This window comes from Amycolatopsis sp. H20-H5 (genome assembly GCF_035828755.1).
GTDB lineage: Bacteria > Actinomycetota > Actinomycetes > Mycobacteriales > Pseudonocardiaceae > Amycolatopsis.
The window spans coordinates 1-19,861 of record NZ_JAYMZS010000145.1 but is presented as its reverse complement, the minus strand read 5'-3'; the positions used below and the strand labels follow the sequence as shown (position 1 = coordinate 19,861).

Below are 19,861 nucleotides of genomic sequence, written 5' to 3'. Positions count from 1 at the left end.
GGGGGCATTCTGGGACTTCTGGGGCGACAAGCGAGGGTCAGGGGCTGTCGGAGAGTTCGCGGGTGCAGTCGGCGGCGCGGTTCAGGAGGAGGGTTCGTTCCTGGCCGTTGGCCGTCAAGTCCGCCGCGCGCTCGAACTCCTGTCGCGCCTCGTCGAAGCGGCCGAGCTTGGCCAGGAAATCGCCGCGCACGCTGGGCAGCAGGTGGTAGCGGGCGAGGGTCGGCTCCGCGGTGAGGACGTCGACGATCTCGAGCCCGGCCGCCGGGCCGAACGCCATCGAGACCGCGACCGCCCGGTTCAGCTCCACCACCGGGGACGGGTTGAGCTTCGCGAGTCCTTGGTACAGCGCGGCTATCCGGATCCAGTCCGTCTCCTCCGGGGTGCGCGCCCGCGCGTGGCAGGCGGCGATCGCGGCCTGCGCGGAGTACGGGCCCAGCCCGGGGCCGATGGCCTCGGCACGTTCGAGCGCGGCGAGGCCGCGGCCGATGAGGAGCTGGTCCCAGCGCGAACGGTCCTGCTCCAGCAGCAGGATCGGCTTGCCGCCGGGCTCGGTGCGCGCCGCCGAGCGGGACGCCTGGATCTCCATCAGTCCGACCAGGCCGTGCACTTCGGGCTCCTGCGGCGCCAGCCCGGCGAGGATCCGGCCGAGCCGCAGCGCCTCTTCGCACAGCCCCGGCCGCATCCAGTCATCGCCCGCGGTCGCCGAATAGCCCTCGTTGAAGATCAGGTAGATCACTTCGAGCACCGACGCCAGCCGGGCGATCCGGTCCTCGCCCTCCGGCACCTCGAACGGAACCTTCGCGTCGGCGAGCGTCTTCTTGGCCCGCACGATCCGCTGGGCGATCGTCGACTCCTTGACCAGGAAAGCCCGCGCGATCTCCTCGGTCTTGAGGCCGCCCAGCATCTTCAGCGTCAGCGCCACCCGCGCCTCAGTCGACAGCACCGGGTGGCACGCGGTGAACACCAGCCGCAGCAGATCGTCCTCGATGTGCTGCTCGTCGAGCGCCACGTCGAAGTCCGGCGCGATCGCCTGGTCGACCTGCTGCCCGCGGCCGATCTCGTCGAGTTTCCGCTCGTACCGCTCGTTGCGCCGGAACAGGTCGATCGCCCGGCGCTTCGCGGTGGTCATGAGCCAGGCGCCCGGATTTCTCGGGACGCCCGACTCAGGCCATTGTTCGAGGGCGGCGACCAGCGCGTCCTGCGCGAGTTCCTCGGCGAGGCCGACGTCGCGGGTCAGCCGCGCCAGCCCGGCGATCAGCCTCGCCGATTCGATCCGCCACACCGCGTCTATCGCGTCCTGCGTGCTTGAAGCCGTCACACCGGCCAATCAGACAGGGTCCGCCTCGCAAGAGCAAGGCCACCGCTACTGCGCCCGGAGTCGCTCGTCCTGCTCCCGCAGCTCAGGGGTCATATTGTCGCCGAAGTCCTCGGCCTCGAAGACCCGCCGGATCTCCACCTCGCCAGACTGGAACGGCGCCCGCTTGAGCCACTCGACGACCTCCGCCTTGGACTTCACCTGGAGAATCCAGAACCCGGCGATGAGCTCCTTGCTCTCCGCGAACGGCCCGTCGACGACCTTCGGCTCACTCTTGCCGTCGAACTGCACCCGCACGCCGTCCGAGCTCGGGTGCAGCCCGTCCGCGGCCAGCATCACCCCGGCCTTGACCAGTTCCTCGTTGAACTTGCCCATCTCGGTCAGCTCTTCGGTGGTCGGCATGACGCCGTTCTCGGACTCGGGGTTGGCCTTCACGATCACCATGAAACGCATCTGAGTGTCTCCTTCTGTTCGCCTCGGTGCTTGCTCGTGCTTGCTCTCACCAACGCGTCGATCGGGCGGCGCCGGAATCGACATCCTCGCGAAGAATATTTCCACAAGCACGAAGTCGCAGGTCAGAGCCCACCCGGGCGCGTCGAGGGCCCGCTCGGCGGCCGAGTGGCACCCGCGGGGCAGAATGGCCGGTCGTGGCTCTCCCCGATGACCTGTCCTCCGCGCTCGACCTCGAGCTGCGACGGTTTCCCCAGCACCAGCTGACCCAGTCCGTCGAGAAGCTGACCAACCGCTACCGCCAGGGCGTCGCCGCGAAAGCGCCGATCCTGACCTCCGACCTCGACGTCGCCGCCTACGCGGCCTACCGGATGCCCGCGACCTACGCGGCGGTGCACGCGGTGCTCGCCGAGGTCGCCGCGCGGGTGCCCGGGTTCGCGCCCGGCACGCACGTGGACGTCGGCGGCGGCACCGGCGCGGCCGTGTGGGCGGCCACCGGGCTCTGGCCGTCGCTGAAGGCGTGCACCGTGGTCGAGCAGGCGGCGAACGCGATCGGGCTCGGCAAGCGGCTCGCCGTGAGCGCGACGACACCGGCCGTCCGGGCGGCGGACTGGCGGCGCGGCCTGATCGACCCGAGCTCGGCCGCACCGGAAGCCGACCTGGTGACGCTGTCCTACGTCCTCGGCGAGCTGCCGGAGAACGTCCGCGCCGAAGCCGTCGGCTGGCTGGCCGAGAAGGCGGGGATGGTCGTCCTGATCGAACCCGGCACGCCCGCCGGCTACGAACGGATCGTGGCCGCGCGCGACCAGCTGATCGAGCTCGGCCTGTCGGTCGTCGCGCCCTGCCCGCACGACGGCACCTGCCCGATCCCACGCGGCAAGGACTGGTGTCATTTCGCGGCGCGGCTGCCGCGCACCAACCTGCACCGGCTGATCAAGGCGGGCGCGCTCGGCTTCGAGGACGAGAAATTCTCCTACGTCGTCGCGTCGCGCACGCCCGCGCAGCGCCCGGCGGGCCGGGTCGTCCGGCATCCCGGCAAGCGCAAGGGCATGGTCCAGTTCCGCCTCTGCACCGACGAGAACGTCCTCGCCGACGTCGTCGTGACGAAGAAGCACGGCGACCTCTACCGCGCCGCCCGCGACACCGAGTGGGGCGGCCCCTGGCCCCCCGACTGCCCCTGAAGGCCATCCTTGATGGGCGCCCCCACGCGACGGCGTCTAACGCCGTCATGGTGGCCTTCAGGGACCAGCAGCGCGCTCAGGGGACGCGCACGGTACGCAGGAAGCGCGGCAGCAGCCAGGGCCGCGGCCCGCGGACGACGAGCTTGCCCGTCAGCACCGCACGCGCCTTGCCGTACCGGCCGAACATCACCAGCGCGAGCACTGCCGGATCGAAGGACACCCGGACGTCGGCACGCCCGTCCGGTTCCTCGAGCGAGACCTGATGTCCCTGCAGCACAACGGTTTTGCTCGTGGTGTGCGCGGAGTGGAACTCGACCGCGATCCGCCGCGCCGACCCTGGGGTGCCGTCGAGCAGGCCGCTGACGCCGCCGCGGATCATGCCGTAAAGGAACAGCTCGAAGAACCACGCCGCGTCGGCTGGCGGGATGTCCCAGTCCGCGCCCGCCGCGAGGGCGATGTCGCGGCCGTGGATCAGCAGCTCGTTGAGCAGGTGCGCGAGGGCCCCGCCGACCGGCAGCCGCGAACCGCCGAGCCACGGGACGAGCAGCTCCGGATCGAGTTCGCCGCTCAGCCGCAGCATCTCGCCGACGTGCTCACGCAGCAGCCCGGCCAGCCGCCGCGGGTCCCGTTCGCTGAACTCCACGAGCATCAGCTCGTTCAGGTCGTGCAGGCTGAACACCGTGATGGCACTTACGTCGCGATCCGAGGAAGCGGCCGGGTCGAGCATCACGGTGTACATCCGGGCGATCGCCGTCACGTGGGCGGCGAGGTCGGCCACCGACCACCCCGGCACGGTCTCCGCCGCGGGATCAGTGGTCTCCACCAGCGTGGCAAACCGTTCGGCGGCACCCGAAAGGGACGCACCGACGGCTTCGAACTGCGTACGCGTGATCGTCATCGCAGCCTCCTGAGACCACGTTAGCAACGCGTTACCGGCGAAGACTTCTCCAGCCGTGCGGAGGCCGGGTAGAACCTGCCGCCATACGTCCTATGTGGACATACGGCGGCCGGTCACGGTTCGTCCTAGTTCGCAGCGGCCCCCGCCGTGGTCCCCGAACTCGCCAGCCGCACGGCGGAGGTGCCCAGCCCGCTGGGCAGGAACCGGAATCCGGTGCTCGGCGCAGCCGCCTCAGGCGACTGCGCGAGCGCGTCACCACGGAGCCGGTTGAGCTCGGGTTCGGTGTAGCGGACGCACTTGCGGTGCCATTCCAGGATGCCCGACATCCACTCCTTGAGCTCGTCGGCCTGCCCGGTCAGTATCGCGCGGACCTCGTCGTCGAGCCCGAGGTCGTCGCACATCGCGGGCAGGTCGGTCTCGACGATCTGCTCGAACTCGCGCATCCTCGACGCCATCAGCTTGGCGACCAGCTCGGCGGCCGCGAACCGGTCGATGCCGAGGAAGCTCTCGAAGACCAGGACGAGGTTGTGCACCTCGTCCTCGAACTCGATCTCCTTCTGGTACGAGAACAGGTCGTTGAGGAAACAGGCGTAGTCCTGGGCGGCGGTGTCCAGCTCGTGCATCGTCCGGTGGTGGTAGATCTCCGCGGGCACGACGTCGAAATGCGCGAGCCTGGTCAGACTCTTCGTCAGGTCGGAGCCGAAGGTCCTGCGGCGCATCTCGACGTAGTCCATCGGGTCCGGAATCCGGTTCTGCGCCTGGTTCGCGGCCTCCCACACCCAGCTGGCCGTCATGTCCTCGACGGCCTTGCGGAACATCTCCCTGGCGGGCTCCGACATCGGCCCGGCGGTGCGCCGCCAGAGGTCCGCCAGTCCCTTTTCGATCGGGCCGACCGGCGGCGGCGTCCCCCCGGCGTCGAGCGGCATGAACAGGCTGAGCCGATCACTGCAGAGTTTCGCCGCGGCCACGTCGTGCCGCGCGCCGAACACCACCGGGAAGTAGTCGTCGCCGAACGTGCCCCAGTTCAGCCAGTCCGTGGACAGGTTGAGCCCGTCCGCCGTGCCGTCGGCGTGGATCATCGACGCACAGTGCGCGACGTCGATGCCGAGAAGCCGCTGCTCGTCCCAGACCCCACTGACCGCCACTGCGGGCAGCGAGTCGAAGAAGCCCATCTCCCGCCCCCAGTCGACACCGTGCTTACGCGCGTCGTCGAGATAAGGACTGGTCCGTACCTGGTACGGCATGTACAACTCGGGCACGGGCAGCGGCCCGACCTGCTGAAACGGCGTGTGCGAATGCTGACGGGAACGCTGTTTGAGGCCGAGGCCGCCGACGGAGAACGCCGGGCGCAGCGAGTCCGTGCCCAGCCCGGTGGGTCCGCTGAGCACCCCGTGCGCGCCCGAGACCGCGCCCTCGTTCATGTACCGGCTGGAGCGGGCGTGCCACTCGTGGCCGCCGGACTGCCAGTCCTGCAGGCCCTTGGCGTAGAGCGCCACCCCGAGCTGGTCCTGCGGCGCGATGCCGTGCTCGGCGAGCAGGGCCGGGACCTCGGTGAACGCGGTGTTCTCGAACTGCTGCAGCCGTGAGGTCAGCAGGTCGTTGACCAGCTCGGCGGCCTCCTGGGTGGAGCAGTCCATGAACTTCTCGAAGACCAGGACGGCGTTGGAGTTCTCGCCCTCTTCCTGGACCTCACGCTGGTAGGAGAACAGGTCGTTGCGCAGGTGGACGGCGTCGGAGAAGGTGTCGCGCAGGACCTCCATGGGCCGGGTGGCGGCGATGGCCGCCGGGACCTCGGCGCCGACCGCGATCTCGACCAGGTTCGCCGACCACGGCGCCCCGCCGACCCGGCGGCGCATCTGGATGTACTCGATCGGGTTCGCGATCCGGCCGCGGTCGATGTTGTCGAGCTCCCACATCGATTCGACCATCAGGTTGTGCGTGCTGGTGATGAACCGGCGGCGCCAGTCGTCCGACATGGCCGGAATAGTGCGGGCCCAGAGATCCTTGAGGCCCGCCTCGGCGGCGTTGCGCGGTTCCGGCGGGGTTTCCCCCGGTTCGGTCATGAACAGTTCGAGCCGGTCGAGATAGGCCTTCGCCCCGGCCATGTCCCGCGAATACTTGAACTCCTCGAGAAAGTGGTCGTCGAAAAAGAACACCCAGACGTACCAGTCGGTGATCAGGTCCAGGGTCGGACCGGCACAGTCCGGGTGCGTGTGCGCGCACAACAGCGCGTAATCCATCCTGGCCAGCGCGTTCTCGGTCCACACGACGCCGCCGCTCGGCGTGGGCGCTTCGAGCATGCCCATGGTCCGCGCCCATTCCATGCTGTGCGCCCGCGTCGGCTCCAAATTCGGGTTGAGCCTGGCGGGATGGGGCACGTAGAACTCGGGCAGTGTGAACGCCTGCATGGGTTACGAGCCTTTCAGCCGTCCGGACGCTTTCCGGTTAGACACTTGCAGCCGGCAGTTCACCGCGGCAACCGTCCAGGCGAGCGATAAGCCGGGAGATCGGGTGAATCACACGTTGTCCACCGGGGTTTATCGAGCGGCCCAGTGATCGTCCCGAACGGGTGATGCCCGGCTGCGAATGGTGAAAAGACTGACTCGTACGGGATCAGGGGCGTCGCCCGTTCAGCCCGCCGACGCCTGAAGACAGATGTCGGCGCCGACCGTTCGGGGGGCTTCACGGTCGGCGCCGGCTAATCTGGCGCGCCACCGCGGACACCCATACGGCCCGCGGGGTAGAACACCAACCAAGAGGGCACCCGCGCCCGGCTATGACGCGTGACGGCCGCATTCACCAGACCGAGTGAATCGACCGCCCTAGAGTTGCGCATTTACGAACCTTGTGATTGTCATCGCGCGGGTGCAGGCGCGACCGCGGCCGCGACGTCCTGAAGCGTCTTCGGATCGACCAGCCCGGTGTCCTCCAGGACCTCCATGTGGTCAAGGACCGTCTCGTTGGCCTGGCGCGCGTGACGCCGGATGAGGTCGTTCCCGGTGCTCGCGCGGACCTCGGCGATCGTGGCGAAGATCTTCCCGTGGGAAGCGCGCAGCAGGTTGACGAAGAGCCGGTCGAACGCGGGCCCCTGCGCGTCGGTCAGCTGCCGGACCCAGCCCTGCTGCTCGGGTGAGGCCTGGTCAGGGAGCCCGACGCCCAGGATGCTCGCGTCCTCGCGGACGAGTTCGTCCAGCTTCGAGTGCCCGTCGATCAGGTGCATCGCGGCGCGTTTGACCGCAGGGCTCTCGGCGTGGGTCTGGGCCAGTTGCCCCGCGGGCATCTCCCACAGCCCGGCTTGGCGCACCTTGACCAGGAACGTCCGATCCCCGTCGGTGACCGGCCCCGGGCCTGCCGCCGGCGTCGCCGGGACCACGCCGGTGACCGCCGCCTGAGCCGCGCCCGCCTGCCCGGCGCCGCTGCGCATCGCCACCACGGCCGCACCGGCGAGCGCGACCACCACGACCGCCCCGATCACCACGGTTCGAGCCCTGAACCTCAAGCGGGTTCCACCACGTACTGGCATCAGTCCTCCTTCGCACGACGTCCGCCCCGCACCGGGTTCTACGGACGAAATCGAGGAGCGGTTCACCTGATCGGCAAGAAAACGAATCCCAGCAAGGGAAAGAGGGTGCACTAATGGTCCACAATGGACGTCGAGGAGCGCCGGGCAGCGGTCCGCACGACCACGCCACCCCGCCATCTTGACCGATACGCTTGTCGATGGCAAGTATTGCGCTATGCAAACCCTCACCGAAGCCGGTCCCGATCTCGACGAGGACGTCGCGGCGCTCGAAGCCCTCACCAGGGTGCTGGTCGGCATCGCCTGGGACGGCGCGCACGCCGCCCCGCCGGGGGTAACGTTCCCGCAGACCCGGCTCCTGCTGATCCTGGACGGCCTCGGCCGGGTGCCGAGCTCCCGGCTGGCCGCGGCGATGGGGGTGAACGCCTCATCGGTGACCCGGCTGGCGGACCGGCTCGAGACCCACGGTTACCTCGCCCGCGGCCGTGACCGGCAGAACCGCAGCGTCGTCACCGTCGAGGTGACCGAAACCGGGCGGCGCGCGGTGGCCCACGTGCTGGAGCGACGGCGGACGGCGTTCCGCGCGCTACTCGACCGAATGCCGCCCGCCCAGCGCAAGGCCGCCACCGCCGCGGCCCGCCGAATCGTCAAGGCCGCCGCCGGGGTGCCCGCGATCGGGACCGCGGGCCCCGGCCCCCTCTGACCGCGTCAAGCACCAGCTCGAACGGGACCCGGCCCTCGTCGGCTCAGAACGTCACTTCCTCGAAATCGTCAGGATCGGCCGACTCGGGCGGACAGACGATGACGTACTCGGGGACGATCGCGCGTAACTCCTCGGACGAGGTGCCCATCGAGTGGAAGCCGACGCCGCGTGCCCACAATTCGGGCAGGCGATTTCCGGATGGTCGGGCAGCGCGTCACAGACGTCGCCGTACACCCGCAGCCAGTCGTCGTAGGACGCGTGCTGCACCGTCGCCATCAGTTCGCCTGTTCCTGGTTGATCGGATGATTTTTCCACCACTGCTCGTCGGCGGCGTGCGCGGAGTTCTCCCAGCCGTCGTGTCCCGCGTGATCGGAAGGACAACGCCAGCCGTTGTCCGCCAGCTGTCCCGCGTGGACGTTCTCGTGGTACAGGTCAGACACAAATGGTCGACCACCGGGTTCCCGCAATTCCGCAGGACAACACGATTTGACCCGAATAGCCGAACACGCAGGAGAAGAATAGGATTAATTGTCCGAAATAGACTAAATAGCCGTTCGAGGGGAGATCTCGACGACAGCGTGAAAGGGAGCCGGCAAGGGGGTTCGAACCCCTGACCTCCTGTTTACAAGACAGGTGCTCTACCAACTGAGCTATACCGGCCGGCGCCCCGGCACAGGTCCGGGACGCCGTCAGTATATCCGGGCCTGGTTCAGGCGATCGGGGTGGTCGACGGCACCACGTGCGGGTTGCCGGGGGTGGTGCGGAACGAGTGGGAGTAGGTGACCGCCGTCGCCGGGTCGCGCCGGTCGGCGACGTAGTACCAGTCAAACTGGACCGAGCCGGGCGTGACCTCCAGGACCGACGGGCCGTGGGAGTCCAGCTCGACCGACTGGACGTGCGGGTTCAGTGCGCGGATCGCCGCTTCGATCTTCAGTGACGCGGTGCGCGGCGGGACGTGCAGGAGGTCGTCGAAGTTGTCCGAGGTGATCGAGGTGCAGACGAACTCCGCCGCCACTGCCGGGGACGTCGGGTCGGCCGCGTCGAGGGGGACGTCGTTCGCCCAGGACGAGTGGATGTCGCCGGTCAGGAACACCGTGTTTCCCTTGCCCTGCCTGACAAGCGCGTCGAGGACGCGGCGACGGTCGGCCGTGTAGCCGTCCCACTGGTCCGTGTTGACCGTCGTGGCCAGTGGCTGGCCGTCGAGGAGCCGCGCGAGTGCCTTCACCTGCGGGGTCGGCAACGCCGGGACCTTGATCGGCGCGATCATCACCGAGTTGCCGATCAGGTTCCACCCGGCCGAGCCGCAGGTCAGGCCGTCGAGGAACCACTGCCGCTGCTCCGCGCCGAGGATCGTGCCCGCCGGGTCGTCGCTGCCGGGCTCCGGCTGCTGGGTGCGGTAGCTGCGCAGGTCCAGCATCGTGAGGTCCACGAGCTTGCCGAACTTGAGCCGCCGGTACAGGCGCGGGCCGCGGTGGCGGACCGGCATCCACTCGAAGTACGCCTGGTGCGCGGCGGCCATCCTCGCCGCCCACGGGCCCTCGGTCGCCGGGTCGTGGGACGGCGAGCCGCCCGACCAGGCGTTGTCGGCGGCCTCGTGGTCGTCCCAGGTCGCGATCAGCGGATGCCGCAGGTGGACCGCCCGGACGTGGGCGTCGGTCTTGTGGTTCGCGTGGCGCTGCCGGTAGTCGGCCAGGGTCACCAGCTCGTGCGCCGGGACGTTCGGGCGCAGGTCCGTCGCCGGATCGGGCGCCATTTCGTAGAGGTAGTCACCCAGATGGATGACCGCGTCCAGGTCGTCGCGGCTGGCCAGGTAGCCGTACGGCGCGAAGTGGCCGACGAACCAGTTCGCGCACGAGACGACGCCGAACCGCAGGCGCGCCAGGTCGGCGTCGTGGCGGGGCGCGGTGCGCGTCCGGCCTACCGGGGACGTCTGGCCCCGATGGGTGAACCGGTAGTAGTAGCCGGTCGACGGCCGCAGCCCGGCCGCGCTGACGTGCACGGTGTGATCGCACTCGGGACCGGTCCGTTCCCGACCCCGCGCCACCACGTGCTCGAACCCGGCGTCGGTCGCCACCTCCCAGCGCAGCTCCACCCGCGGCCCCAGCCCGGAGCCCGGCGTGGCCTCGGCGGCCGGGGTCACCCGCGTCCACAGCAACACCGAGTCGGGCAGCGGGTCGCCGGACGCGACGCCGTGGGCGAAGAAGAGCACTTCGGCGGCGGCTTCGCCCGGAAGAGTGATCTGTGAAACCGCGCCGCCTGCCACCGTCACCCCCGCCGCGCGCAACACCGAACGCCTGGTCAAAGAAGTCCCCATGGCGGGAAGTATGCCGTGGGTCCTGGTCCCGTGGAGGATCTTGGCGGCACGTGGTGGACGCCACTTCGCGATACGTGCAACGGTCGGGGTGCGCCGGTCGATGCTCACCCGGGGACAGTCGGAAACGAGTGAGGAGGTGGACCGATCGTGAAGACCAACGAACGCGCCAAGGGGGCACCCCAGCGCAGACATCGGTGGCAGATCTTGGAGGCCCCGCGCCCGCGCGACGGGGAAAGCCAGTCAGGCGCGAACCGCGCGCAGCGGACGAACCTGGTGCGACGCCGGGCGTGGCACATTCTCGAGGCGCCCACCGGGGAACAGCCCGCCGTCGACGCCGACGAGGCGATGGGTCCGCAGCTGCCCGGCGACTCCACCGTCAACTTCGTGCTCGACCTCGCCCTGCGCATCGGCGAGGTCCAGATGTCCAGTGGCGCGGGCGCCTCCGACGTCACCGCGACGATCATCGCGCTGGCCTCCGCGCTCGGCCTGCCGCACTGCGAGGTCGACGTCATCTTCACCTCGATCACCGTGACCTGCCATCGCGGCACCGACATGGCGCCCGTGACGGCGCTGCGAGTGGTCCGTTCGCGCAGCCTCGACTACACCCGGTTGACCGCGGCCGAGACACTGGTCCGCAAGATCGTCCGCGGCAACATCAGCGCCGAGGAGGCGCAGTCCGAGCTGCAGCGGATCACCACCGCCCCACACCCGTACCCGCGCTGGGTCGCCACCGCGGCGTGGGCGGGCATGGCCGCGTTCATCACGATCATCGTCGGCGGCGGACTCGACGTCGCACTGGTCGCGGCGGTGATCAGCGCCGTGGTCGACCGGATCGGCAGGCTGCTGAACCGCTACGCCCTGCCGTTCTTCTTCCAGCAGGTGGTCGGCGGCCTGGTCGCGACGCTGTCCGCGATGGCGATCGTCAGCAGCGACCTGCTCACCACCGACAAACCCACGCTGGTGGTCGCCGCGGCGGTCACCGTGCTGCTGTCCGGGTTGTCGACCGTGTCGGCCGTGCAGGACGCGATCACCGGCTACAACGTCACGGCGGCCGGACGGACCATGGAAACGGCGCTGATGAGTGCGGGCCTGATCGCCGGGGTGGTGCTGGCGCTGAAGATCGCCGTGCTGCTCGGGCTGCCGCGCACGCCGCTGCCGGAGGTGGTCAACTCGACGCCGCAGTACCTGCCGCTCATCGTCGTCGGCGGCGCCGGCGCGGCCGCCTGCTTCGCGCTGGCCTCCTACTCGACCCTGCGGGCGACGCTGGTTTCGGCGGCCGCGGGCACGATCGGCGCGGCCGTCTACGGCGCGCTGATGCTCACCGAATTCGACCAGGTCAGCTCGTCGGCCATCGCCGCGACGCTGGTCGGGTTCGGCGGCGGCGTGCTCGCCCGGCGGCTCAAGGTGACCCCGCTGGTGGTCGCCGTGTCCGGGATCACCCCCCTGCTACCCGGCCTGTCCACCTACCGTGGGCTCTACCAGCTCGGCGTGGAGCCTGGTGGCAACATCTCGACGCTGATGACGGCCGTGGCGGTCGGACTGGCACTGGCAGCGGGCGTGGTGCTCGGCGAATACCTCGCCCAGCCGGTGCGCAGCGGGCTCGGCAGGCTCGAGCGCAAGCTCGCGGGCCCGCGGATGGCGGGACCACTCGAACCGGCGGATCGGCGGCTGGAATAGACCGTTCGCGGCGGATCGGGCACTTCTCCCGCGATAAGGTTTCTCCGGGCCGCGACCGGAGAAAAACGAGGGAGCAGCTAGTGAGCGAACCGATTTCGGCACACGAACAGGGCAGTTCGGCGGACTTCGTCGTGGTGGCCAACCGGCTGCCCGTGGACCTCGAGCGGACCGAGGACGGCGAACGCCGCTGGACGGCGAGCCCCGGCGGCCTGGTCTCCGCGCTGGAGCCGTTCCTGCGGTCCCGCAAGGGCGCCTGGGTCGGCTGGCCGGGTGTGCCGGACGTCGAGGTCGAGGAGTTCGACGACGACGGCCTGGTGCTCCACCCGGTGACCCTGTCCTCGGCCGAGGTCCGCGACTACTACGAGGGTTTCTCCAACGCCACCCTCTGGCCGCTCTACCACGACGTCGTCGAGCGCCCGGTGTTCGACCGCGCGTGGTGGGAGAGCTACGTCAAGGTGAACAAGCGGTTCGCCGAGGCCAGCGCCAAGGTCGCGGGCGAGGGCGCGACCGTCTGGATCCAGGACTATCAGCTCCAGCTGGTCCCCTCGATGCTCCGCGAACTGCGCCCCGACCTGCGGATCGGCTTCTTCCTGCACATCCCGTTCCCGCCGGTCGAGCTGTTCATGCAGATGCCGTGGCGGACCGAGATCATGCGCGGGCTGATCGGCGCCGACCTCGTCGGCTTCCACCGTCCGGGTGGCGCGCAGAACTTCCTGTGGCTGGCCCGCCAGCTCGTCGGCCTCGAGCCGACGCGCGGCGCGGTCGGCGTCCGGTCGCGGCCCGGCATGGTGCAGGTCGGCGACCGCACGGTCCGGGTCGGCGCGTTCCCGATCTCCATCGACGCCGACGGCCTCGACACGCTCGCCAGAACCAAGGGCGTCGCCGAACGCGCCGCGCAGGTCCGCCGCGACCTGGGCAACCCGAAGACGGTCATGCTCGGCGTCGACCGGCTCGACTACACCAAGGGCATCGACCTGCGGCTCCAAGCGCTGCACGAGCTCCTGCACGAGGGCCGGATCAAGCCGGAGGAGGTCACGTTCGTCCAGCTGGCCACCCCCAGCCGCGAACGGGTCGAGCACTACCAGCGCATGCGCGGTGACATCGAGCAGATGGTCGGCCGGATCAACGGCGAATTCGCCAGGGTGGGTCACCCGGTCGTGCACTATTTGCACCAGTCCGTGAACCGGACCGAACTCGCCGCGTTTTTTTCCGCGGCGGACGTCATGGTGGTCACTCCCCTGCGTGACGGGATGAACCTCGTCTGCAAGGAGTACGTGGCCTGCCGCCACGACCTCGGCGGCACCCTCGTACTGTCCGAATTCGCCGGCGCGGCGGCCGAACTGACCAGCGCGCTGCTCGTCAACCCCCATGATCTGGACGGGGTGAAGAACGCGCTGCTGGCAGCCATTACGCTCGACCCCGCCGAGGGCCGACGCAGGATGCGCGCCATGCGTCGCCAGGTCCTCACCCACGACGTCGACCGCTGGGCGCGCTCGTTCCTGCAGGCTCTCGGAGCCGAACCGACCGACTGACTTTCCCCATCCCCTGCGGTGGCTTCACAGCCACCTAGCGAAGCTCCCCCCGAGGAGGAGTGTTGACCGCGCCGAGTCGCCTCGCTCGAGGCAACCACCGAGCGTGCCCCGGCCGACAGGCCCCACTATCGGGGCGGCAAGGCGCCTGCCTCGATAATGCCACCGTCACACGAAAGCCACGCCCTGGCGACACGATCGCGGACGCGCGCAAAGCCGCGGAAAATAAGGAGGAGTGTTGACCGCCGAGGCACTGCCCGCCGAGTTGCGGCGCGCGATCGTGCAGATCGCCCGTACTCCGCGCCTGCTGGTCGCCTGCGACTACGACGGGACGCTGGCCCCGATCACGATGAACCCGGACGAAGCCCGTCCGCTGCCGGAGTCCGTCGGCGCGCTGAGGTCGCTCGCCGGCCTCCACGAGACGACCACCGCGGTCATCTCGGGCCGCGCGCTGCGTGACCTGGCCACCCTGTCGAGACTGCCGTCCGAGGTGAACCTCGTCGGCAGCCACGGCTCCGAGTTCGACATCGGCTTCATCCACGCCCTCGACGCGAGCGCCAAGAAGCTGCACCGGCGGCTCGAGACCGAGCTGGAGCAGCTGGTGCTCGACGTGCCGGGGGTGTCGCTCGAGGTCAAGCCCGCGAGCATCGCCGTGCACGTCCGCCGCGCCGAGCACGAGGCGGGCCGCCGCGTGCTCGCCGACGTCCACAATGGACCCTCCAAATGGGAGGGTGTGTCCACCACCGACGGCAAGGAGGTGGTCGAGCTCGCCGTGGTCCAGACGGACAAGGGCAACGCGCTCGACATCCTCCGCCACCAGGTCGGCGCGACAGCCGCGATCTTCCTCGGCGACGACGTCACCGACGAGAAGGCCTTCGCCCGGCTGTCCGGGCCGGACATGGGCGTCAAGGTGGGTGACGGGGAAACCCTCGCCACCTACCGCGTGCCCGACACCGTCGACGTCGCGATCGCGCTGGCGTTCCTGCTCGAAGAGCGCCGCAACTGGCTCTACGGCGAGCAGGCCCCGCCGATCGAGCGGCTCTCGATGCTCGCCAACGAGCGGTCCGTCGCGCTGATCACCCCGGACGCCCGCCTGACCTGGCTCTGCCACCCCGGGCCGGACGCGCCCGCGGTGTTCGCCGACCTGCTCGGCGGGCCCGGCGCGGGCCATTTCTCCATCAAGCCGCACCGCAACGGCCTGCCGCTGGGCCAGCGCTACCTGCCGAACACGATGACGCTGGAGACGCGCTGGTCGCGCCTGCTCGTCACGGACTACCTGGAGCCGGAGAGCCCCTCGCACCGCACGGACCTCGTCCGGGTGATCTCGGGTGAGACGCAGGCGTCGGTGGTTTTCGCGCCGCGGCCGGAGTTCGGCGGCGTGCCGGTGAAGCTCGTCCACGAGGGCGACAGCCTGAGCGTGCTCGGCACTTCGGAGCCGTTCGTGCTGTACGCACCGGGCGTCGAGTGGGAGATCACCTCAGACGGGATGCACGACACGGCGTCCGCGCTGGTCCAGCCTTCGGCCGAGAAGCCGGTCGTGCTGGAGCTACGCTGCGGGACCACTGAGACGGGCCCGCACGAACTGTCCGAAGTGGACCGCAGGGCCCGCGCGGGGACGTACTGGAGCGAGTGGGCGGCGAAGCTGAAGCTGCCCCGCGTGCAGACGGACCTGGTCGGCCGCTCGGCGCTGACGCTGCGCGGACTGGTCAACACCGACACCGGCGGCGTGCTGGCGGCGGCGACCTCGTCGCTACCCGAGGACGTCGGCGGCGTCCGCAACTGGGACTACCGCTACTGCTGGATCCGCGACGCGGCGATGACCGTGCGCGAACTGGTGCACCTCGGCTCGACCGACGAGGCCGAGGGCTACCTGAGGTGGCTGCACGGTGTGCTGTCCACTTTGGCCGGTCCGGAACGGCTGCACCCGCTCTACACCCTGGCCGGCAGCGTGATCGGTGCCGAAGCGGTGATCGAGTCGCTGCCGGGTTACGCCGGTTCGCGGCCCGTCCGCGTCGGCAACCTGGCGAACCACCAGGTCCAGCTGGACGTGTTCGGCCCGGTGGTCGAGCTGGTCCAGACGCTGGCCGAGGCACGCGGCGAACTGCGTGACGAGGACTGGCAGATGGTGCGCGCGATGGCCGAGGCCGTCACGCGCCGGTGGAACGAGGCCGACCACGGCATCTGGGAAGAGCGGCACGTGCCGCGCCACCGGGTGTACTCGCGGGTGATGTGCTGGGTGACGATCGACCGGGCCGTCAAGCTCGGGCAGGTCTACGACCGGGGCATCCCCGCCGCCTGGCCTGATCTGCGCGACGCGATCGCGGCGGACGTCCTGGAGCACGGCTGGAACGAAGAGGTCCAGGCGTTCACCACGGCGTACGACGGCACGGACCTCGACGCGGCGTCGCTGTTCGTCGGGCTCACCGGCCTGATCGACCCGAGCGACGACCGGTTCCAGTCGACGGTGACGGCGATCGAGGCCGAGCTGCGCAGCGGCTCGACGGTGTACCGCTACCGCCGCGACGACGGCCTGCCGGGCGGCGAGGGTGGTTTCCACATCTGCGCGGCCTGGCTGATCGAGGCGTATCTGCTGACCGGGCGGCGCACCGAGGCCGAAGAGTTGTTCACGCAGATCGTCGCCTCGGCGGGCCCGACCGGGCTCCTGCCGGAGCAGTACGACCCGATCGCGGAGCGCTCGCTGGGCAACCACCCGCAGGCGTACTCGCACATCGGGCTCATCAGGTGCGCGAATCTGCTGGCCAAATAGGCTGAAATAACGTTAAGCCCACCTTGCGGTCGCATGACGGCCGTAAGGTGGGCTTAACAGCCTCACCAGCAGGAAGGGGGCGGTGCCCGTGCAGCCGAACTACACGCCGGTTCCCGAGTACATCCCCCTGCCGCCGAGGTTCGCCGACCGGTTCCGCTGGGGGCCGATCGTGGTGGGCGTCGTGCTGATCGTCGGCACGGTCCTGTTCTTCGGGATTTCGGCGTTCTTCAGCAAAATCTTCCACGACCGCGCGTTCCCCGGCACCGTGACCGGACTGGTCGCGATCGCGGCGCCTCCGCTTTTCGTGCTCGCGACGGCGGTCACGGTCCTCACCGCCCGGCGCTGCCTGCAGGGTGACTACCTGGTCGTGTCGAAGGCCCGCGAAACCTACAAGGCGCTGATCCTCTGCCTGGCCGGATCGGGGTTGGCGACGCTGTTCGCGGTCCTGCTGCCGTTCGTGGCCGACCTCTGGGCCGACGGCAACCACCCCAAGCCCTCGGACCTGTTCACGCCGTTCCTGTACCTGATCTTCAGCGCGCTGGGTTTCCTGGTCGGGCACTTCTACGTCCGGCCGTCCACCGGCACCCTGCGAAAGTTCAGCGACCACCCCATCTGGTGACACTGCCGCACGTCAAGTCTGCTTGCCCCTGAAGGCCACCATGACGGCGTATTACGCCGTGATGGTGGCCTTCAGGGGCAATCGAAGTCTTAAAACTCGGCCGGACGGGCTCTTGGAGTCGCGCACCCGCGACGGCCGAGCGCACGAAAGCGACCTCGACACAGTCACTGCCCTGACCGCTGCCGCCGTAGCTGCTCTTCTTCCACCGGGCTCCGTCAAAGTCCACAGTGGACATCGGATTTCCTCCGCTCGGAGCCGTTCAATCAGCGCAACCGAGTCGCCGCGATCCAACACGGCAGCGCAAACCTGCTCTTCCTTCTCGACGTGAACCGATCCGAAGTGTGCTCGACATAGGCCACGTCCGAATCGCACCCGGCTACGCGGAGTAACCCTTCGGCGGGATCAGGGTCGAAAGCTGGTTGAACGTGAGCCAGTAGATCTGGTTGCCGCCGAAGCTCGCCGGGTCGGCGATCTTGACCGTCATGTCAGAGCTGTCGTAGCCGATCACGGTGAAGTAGTGGTAGATCGTGTAGTTCGGGTAGCCCGGCGGGTGGTTGTCGGCCGGGGCGACGATGTTCGCCACGACCGCGTAGCCGTTGTTGACGTCGAGCACGATGTCGCGCCACAGCAGGTCGCGCTGCGCCTGGGTCGGCGGGTCGCTGGGCATGTTCTTGGTCTCGTACCAGCTGCTGCCCAGATCCCCGTTGAGCACGCCGGTGACCTGGCCGATGTAGTCGGTGCCGTTGGTCGTGGTGCCCAGCTGCGAAGCCAGCGTGGCCTGGCTCGGCACGTTACCGGTCCTGGCCGAGATCGCGATCCGGGTGGCGGCCGGGCCGCACCAGTATCCGGTGTTCTGCACCTGGTACTGGATGTTGAGCACGGCGTCGGCGTGGATCCCCTGGCCCTCGACCTTGGCGGGCGCGGGCAACGCCCGCACGAACGCGGGCGCGGGCACCACGTGCTTGGTGTCCGCGCTCGCGAAGGCCGGCGCCGTGACAAGCCCGGCGACAGCGAAGACAGCTACCACCGCGACTCTGATTTTGCGCATGGACAGTCCTTCCCCAGTAGCGACGTTTGTTGGTCAACGTCGAACAGGAGAATGGTCGCGTTAGAGTTCGACTTTGTCTTGAATGTCTCCCCAGACGGCCCACGACGAAAGTAGGTCCGGAACGGTCCACGCCACTTCGGTTAACAGCAAGGTATGACCATGACGAGTCCGCCTCTGCCGGGGAACGTCGAACGCCCGGATCTCTCGGGCGGCGACGGCGGCGACGCTCTCACCCGGCTGTACGCGGCCCACGCGAGAGGACTGCACCGCTACCTGGCGCGCAGGCTCGACCCCGCGACGGCGGACGACCTGGTCGCCGAGACCTTCCTGCGGGCCTGGCGGGAGCGGCAGCGCTACCGCCCGGATCGAGGCACCGCTCGCGCGTGGCTGTACGGCATCGCCACGAACCTGGTGCGCAATCACGCCCGCGGCGAGGTCCGCGGCCTGCGGGCCCTGGCCAAGGAACACGGCCGGGCCGAGAGCAGCGACCCACCGGACACCGTCGCCGCCGCGCGCGTCGACGCGGACGCGCGGATCGGGCAGCTCGCGGAAGCCCTCGCCGCGCTGCGGCCGGAGGAGCGTGACGTGCTGATGCTGGTCGCCCTCGCCGAGCTGACCCCGGCCGAGGCCGCGCAGGCACTCGGCATCCAGGACATCACCGCCCGCACCAGGCTGCACCGCGCCCGTCAGGCGCTGCGCCGGGCGGCGGCCGCCGAGGAGGCCCCGAATGAGTGACCACGACTGGGAGACCGGCGTCGACAAGGCCGTCGGGCACCTGCGGCCCGAGCCGCCCGCGATGTCGGAGCAGGCCTACGCCACCGGCCTCGCGCTGCTGCGGGCGACCATCGACGCGGAGGACCAGGGCGCCGTCATCATCGCGCTGCCCGCGACCTCGGCACCCGGACCGCTGGCGAAGCGGCCACGTCCGTTCTCACTGGTGGCCGCGATCTCGGTGCTCGCGGTTGCGGCGGTCGTGGCCGTCGTCGGGATCTCGATCATCCAGCCGACCAGCGAGGTCCCCGTCGCGACGGAGAACCCGATGCTCCCGGTCAACGCCGCCGGGGACATCGCCGACCACGTCCGGGATCTTCCGCTGCGGCCCGGCGAGTACCTCTACGTCAAGCGGGACCTCTTGCTCGGCGACGGGATCGACAACGAAACGCGCGCCCTCCGGCCAGGGCTCATCGAGGAGTGGATCCCGTTCGACCGTTCGCAGAACTGGCAGCAGACCGCTGACACCGACCTCACGACGAAGACCACGAAAGACCCCATCCCGCCGAAATACCTGGTCTCCGGGGTCTCCGCGCAGGAGGGCACGCTGGTGGCGCCCGGCGGCAACTACGAGGACATCCCCGACAAGTGGACCGGCGGCAACCCCGGGCAGCGGTACTACGACAACCTCCCCGACGACCCGGCGCTGCTCTACCGCCAAGTCCTGCAGCATAAGCCGGGTGGGGACCTGGACCTCCCCGGCATGTTCGGGGAGTTCGAAACCATGCTCGGCCGGTCGCTGCGCGCCGGGCAGCGCGCCACCGTCCTGCGTGCGATGGCCTACCTGCCAGGGCTGTCGGTGGTGAACACGGCGACGTCCCCCGACGGCCACCCCGCCACCCGGCTGTCCGTGGAAATCCCCGGCAACCACGACGAGGTGGTGCGGCTCCAGCAGTTCATGTCACCGGTCGACGGCACCCTGACGGGTGGCGGGGTAGTTTCGATCCGCGGCGGCATGGAACGCACGATCAGCCAGGCGAGCATCACGTATGCCGTGGTCAGCAGCAGGGGAGCCCGTCCGTGAACGCTGAGCGGGGCCACGGGCAATAGCGGGTATGCAGGTGATGAA

The 19,861-nt window shown here is 69.5% G+C and carries 18 protein-coding genes and 1 tRNA gene; 8 read left to right on the top strand and 11 right to left on the bottom strand.

Annotated features, from left to right (window positions below; genetic code table 11):
* Positions 1–37 precede the first annotated feature (37 nt).
* Entirely contained in the window at positions 38–1,327 is a 1,290-nt protein-coding gene (locus QMK34_RS41850) for an RNA polymerase sigma factor (protein ID WP_326420379.1), read from the bottom strand.
* 36 nt (positions 1,328–1,363) lie between these two features.
* Entirely contained in the window at positions 1,364–1,768 is a 405-nt protein-coding gene (locus QMK34_RS41845) for a YciI family protein (RefSeq protein ID WP_326420378.1), read from the bottom strand.
* Between the two features lie 194 nt (positions 1,769–1,962).
* On the opposite strand from QMK34_RS41845, the gene QMK34_RS41840 reads away from it, so the two are divergent.
* Entirely contained in the window at positions 1,963–2,946 is a 984-nt protein-coding gene (locus QMK34_RS41840; RefSeq protein ID WP_326420377.1) for a small ribosomal subunit Rsm22 family protein, read from the top strand.
* Between the two features lie 76 nt (positions 2,947–3,022).
* On the opposite strand, the gene QMK34_RS41835 is transcribed toward QMK34_RS41840, so the two are convergent.
* From QMK34_RS41835 to QMK34_RS41825, 3 genes are all read right to left on the bottom strand, one after another.
* Entirely contained in the window at positions 3,023–3,844 is an 822-nt protein-coding gene (locus QMK34_RS41835) for a maleylpyruvate isomerase family mycothiol-dependent enzyme (protein ID WP_326420376.1), read from the bottom strand.
* A 125-nt stretch (positions 3,845–3,969) separates the two neighbouring features.
* Positions 3,970–6,252, bottom strand: a complete 2,283-nt coding sequence (locus QMK34_RS41830) for a terpene synthase family protein (protein WP_326420375.1) — start codon at positions 6,250–6,252, stop codon at positions 3,970–3,972.
* Between the two features lie 446 nt (positions 6,253–6,698).
* Positions 6,699–7,367: a DUF4142 domain-containing protein gene (locus QMK34_RS41825; RefSeq protein ID WP_326420374.1), complete on the bottom strand. Its 669-nt coding sequence runs from the start codon at positions 7,365–7,367 to the stop codon at positions 6,699–6,701.
* A 214-nt stretch (positions 7,368–7,581) separates the two neighbouring features.
* On the opposite strand from QMK34_RS41825, the gene QMK34_RS41820 reads away from it, so the two are divergent.
* A complete protein-coding gene (locus QMK34_RS41820) occupies positions 7,582–8,067 on the top strand; it encodes a MarR family transcriptional regulator (RefSeq protein WP_326420373.1) in 486 nt (161 codons plus the stop codon).
* A gap of 43 nt (positions 8,068–8,110) precedes the next feature.
* Here QMK34_RS41820 and QMK34_RS41815 read toward each other — a convergent pair whose 3' ends face one another.
* From QMK34_RS41815 to QMK34_RS41800, 4 genes are all read right to left on the bottom strand, one after another.
* Positions 8,111–8,245, bottom strand: coding sequence for a hypothetical protein (locus QMK34_RS41815; protein WP_326420372.1), 135 nt, complete (start codon positions 8,243–8,245; stop codon positions 8,111–8,113).
* Between the two features lie 97 nt (positions 8,246–8,342).
* Entirely contained in the window at positions 8,343–8,507 is a 165-nt protein-coding gene (locus tag QMK34_RS41810; protein ID WP_326420371.1) for a hypothetical protein, read from the bottom strand.
* 147 nt (positions 8,508–8,654) lie between these two features.
* A tRNA-Thr gene (locus tag QMK34_RS41805) sits at positions 8,655–8,727 on the bottom strand.
* Positions 8,728–8,776: 49 nt separating this feature from the next.
* Positions 8,777–10,381, bottom strand: a complete 1,605-nt coding sequence (locus QMK34_RS41800) for an alkaline phosphatase D family protein (RefSeq protein WP_326420370.1) — start codon at positions 10,379–10,381, stop codon at positions 8,777–8,779.
* Between the two features lie 147 nt (positions 10,382–10,528).
* On the opposite strand from QMK34_RS41800, the gene QMK34_RS41795 reads away from it, so the two are divergent.
* From QMK34_RS41795 to QMK34_RS41780, 4 genes are all read left to right on the top strand, one after another.
* Positions 10,529–12,058: a threonine/serine ThrE exporter family protein gene (locus QMK34_RS41795; protein ID WP_326420369.1), complete on the top strand. Its 1,530-nt coding sequence runs from the start codon at positions 10,529–10,531 to the stop codon at positions 12,056–12,058.
* 80 nt (positions 12,059–12,138) lie between these two features.
* The gene (locus QMK34_RS41790) at positions 12,139–13,590 is read left to right on the top strand and encodes an alpha,alpha-trehalose-phosphate synthase (UDP-forming) (RefSeq protein WP_326420368.1); all 1,452 of its coding nucleotides are present in this window, start codon (positions 12,139–12,141) and stop codon (positions 13,588–13,590) included.
* A gap of 235 nt (positions 13,591–13,825) precedes the next feature.
* A complete protein-coding gene (otsB, locus tag QMK34_RS41785; protein ID WP_326420367.1) occupies positions 13,826–16,354 on the top strand; it encodes a trehalose-phosphatase in 2,529 nt (842 codons plus the stop codon).
* 82 nt (positions 16,355–16,436) lie between these two features.
* Positions 16,437–16,973 (top strand): hypothetical protein, encoded by a 537-nt coding sequence (locus QMK34_RS41780; protein ID WP_326420366.1) that lies wholly within the window; start codon positions 16,437–16,439, stop codon positions 16,971–16,973.
* Here the strand turns inward: QMK34_RS41780 and QMK34_RS41775 are convergent.
* Positions 16,951–17,208 (bottom strand): DUF397 domain-containing protein, encoded by a 258-nt coding sequence (locus QMK34_RS41775; RefSeq protein WP_326420365.1) that lies wholly within the window; start codon positions 17,206–17,208, stop codon positions 16,951–16,953. The genes QMK34_RS41780 and QMK34_RS41775 overlap by 23 nt on opposite strands.
* A 141-nt stretch (positions 17,209–17,349) precedes the next feature.
* The gene (locus QMK34_RS41770) at positions 17,350–18,021 is read right to left on the bottom strand and encodes a C39 family peptidase (RefSeq protein ID WP_326420364.1); all 672 of its coding nucleotides are present in this window, start codon (positions 18,019–18,021) and stop codon (positions 17,350–17,352) included.
* A 159-nt stretch (positions 18,022–18,180) separates the two neighbouring features.
* Between QMK34_RS41770 and QMK34_RS41765 the strand changes: the two genes are divergently transcribed.
* Positions 18,181–18,756, top strand: coding sequence for an RNA polymerase sigma factor (locus QMK34_RS41765; protein WP_326420363.1), 576 nt, complete (start codon positions 18,181–18,183; stop codon positions 18,754–18,756).
* Positions 18,749–19,816: a hypothetical protein gene (locus tag QMK34_RS41760; RefSeq protein ID WP_326420362.1), complete on the top strand. Its 1,068-nt coding sequence runs from the start codon at positions 18,749–18,751 to the stop codon at positions 19,814–19,816. The genes QMK34_RS41765 and QMK34_RS41760 overlap by 8 nt, the downstream gene beginning before the upstream one ends.
* Positions 19,817–19,861 lie beyond the last annotated feature (45 nt).

Bases quoted from the DNA above. Each gene is read 5' to 3' on its own strand.
- QMK34_RS41845 (WP_326420378.1), bottom strand. From the start codon at position 1,768: ATGCGTTTCATGGTGATCGTGAAGGCCAACCCCGAGTCCGAGAACGGC.
- QMK34_RS41835 (WP_326420376.1), bottom strand. From the start codon at position 3,844: ATGACGATCACGCGTACGCAGTTCGAAGCCGTCGGTGCGTCCCTTTCG.
- QMK34_RS41830 (WP_326420375.1), bottom strand. From the start codon at position 6,252: ATGCAGGCGTTCACACTGCCCGAGTTCTACGTGCCCCATCCCGCCAGG.
- QMK34_RS41825 (WP_326420374.1), bottom strand. From the start codon at position 7,367: ATGCCAGTACGTGGTGGAACCCGCTTGAGGTTCAGGGCTCGAACCGTG.
- QMK34_RS41820 (WP_326420373.1), top strand. From the start codon at position 7,582: ATGCAAACCCTCACCGAAGCCGGTCCCGATCTCGACGAGGACGTCGCG.
- QMK34_RS41800 (WP_326420370.1), bottom strand. From the start codon at position 10,381: ATGGGGACTTCTTTGACCAGGCGTTCGGTGTTGCGCGCGGCGGGGGTG.
- QMK34_RS41775 (WP_326420365.1), bottom strand. From the start codon at position 17,208: ATGTCCACTGTGGACTTTGACGGAGCCCGGTGGAAGAAGAGCAGCTAC.
- QMK34_RS41770 (WP_326420364.1), bottom strand. From the start codon at position 18,021: ATGCGCAAAATCAGAGTCGCGGTGGTAGCTGTCTTCGCTGTCGCCGGG.
- QMK34_RS41765 (WP_326420363.1), top strand. From the start codon at position 18,181: ATGACGAGTCCGCCTCTGCCGGGGAACGTCGAACGCCCGGATCTCTCG.
- QMK34_RS41760 (WP_326420362.1), top strand. From the start codon at position 18,749: ATGAGTGACCACGACTGGGAGACCGGCGTCGACAAGGCCGTCGGGCAC.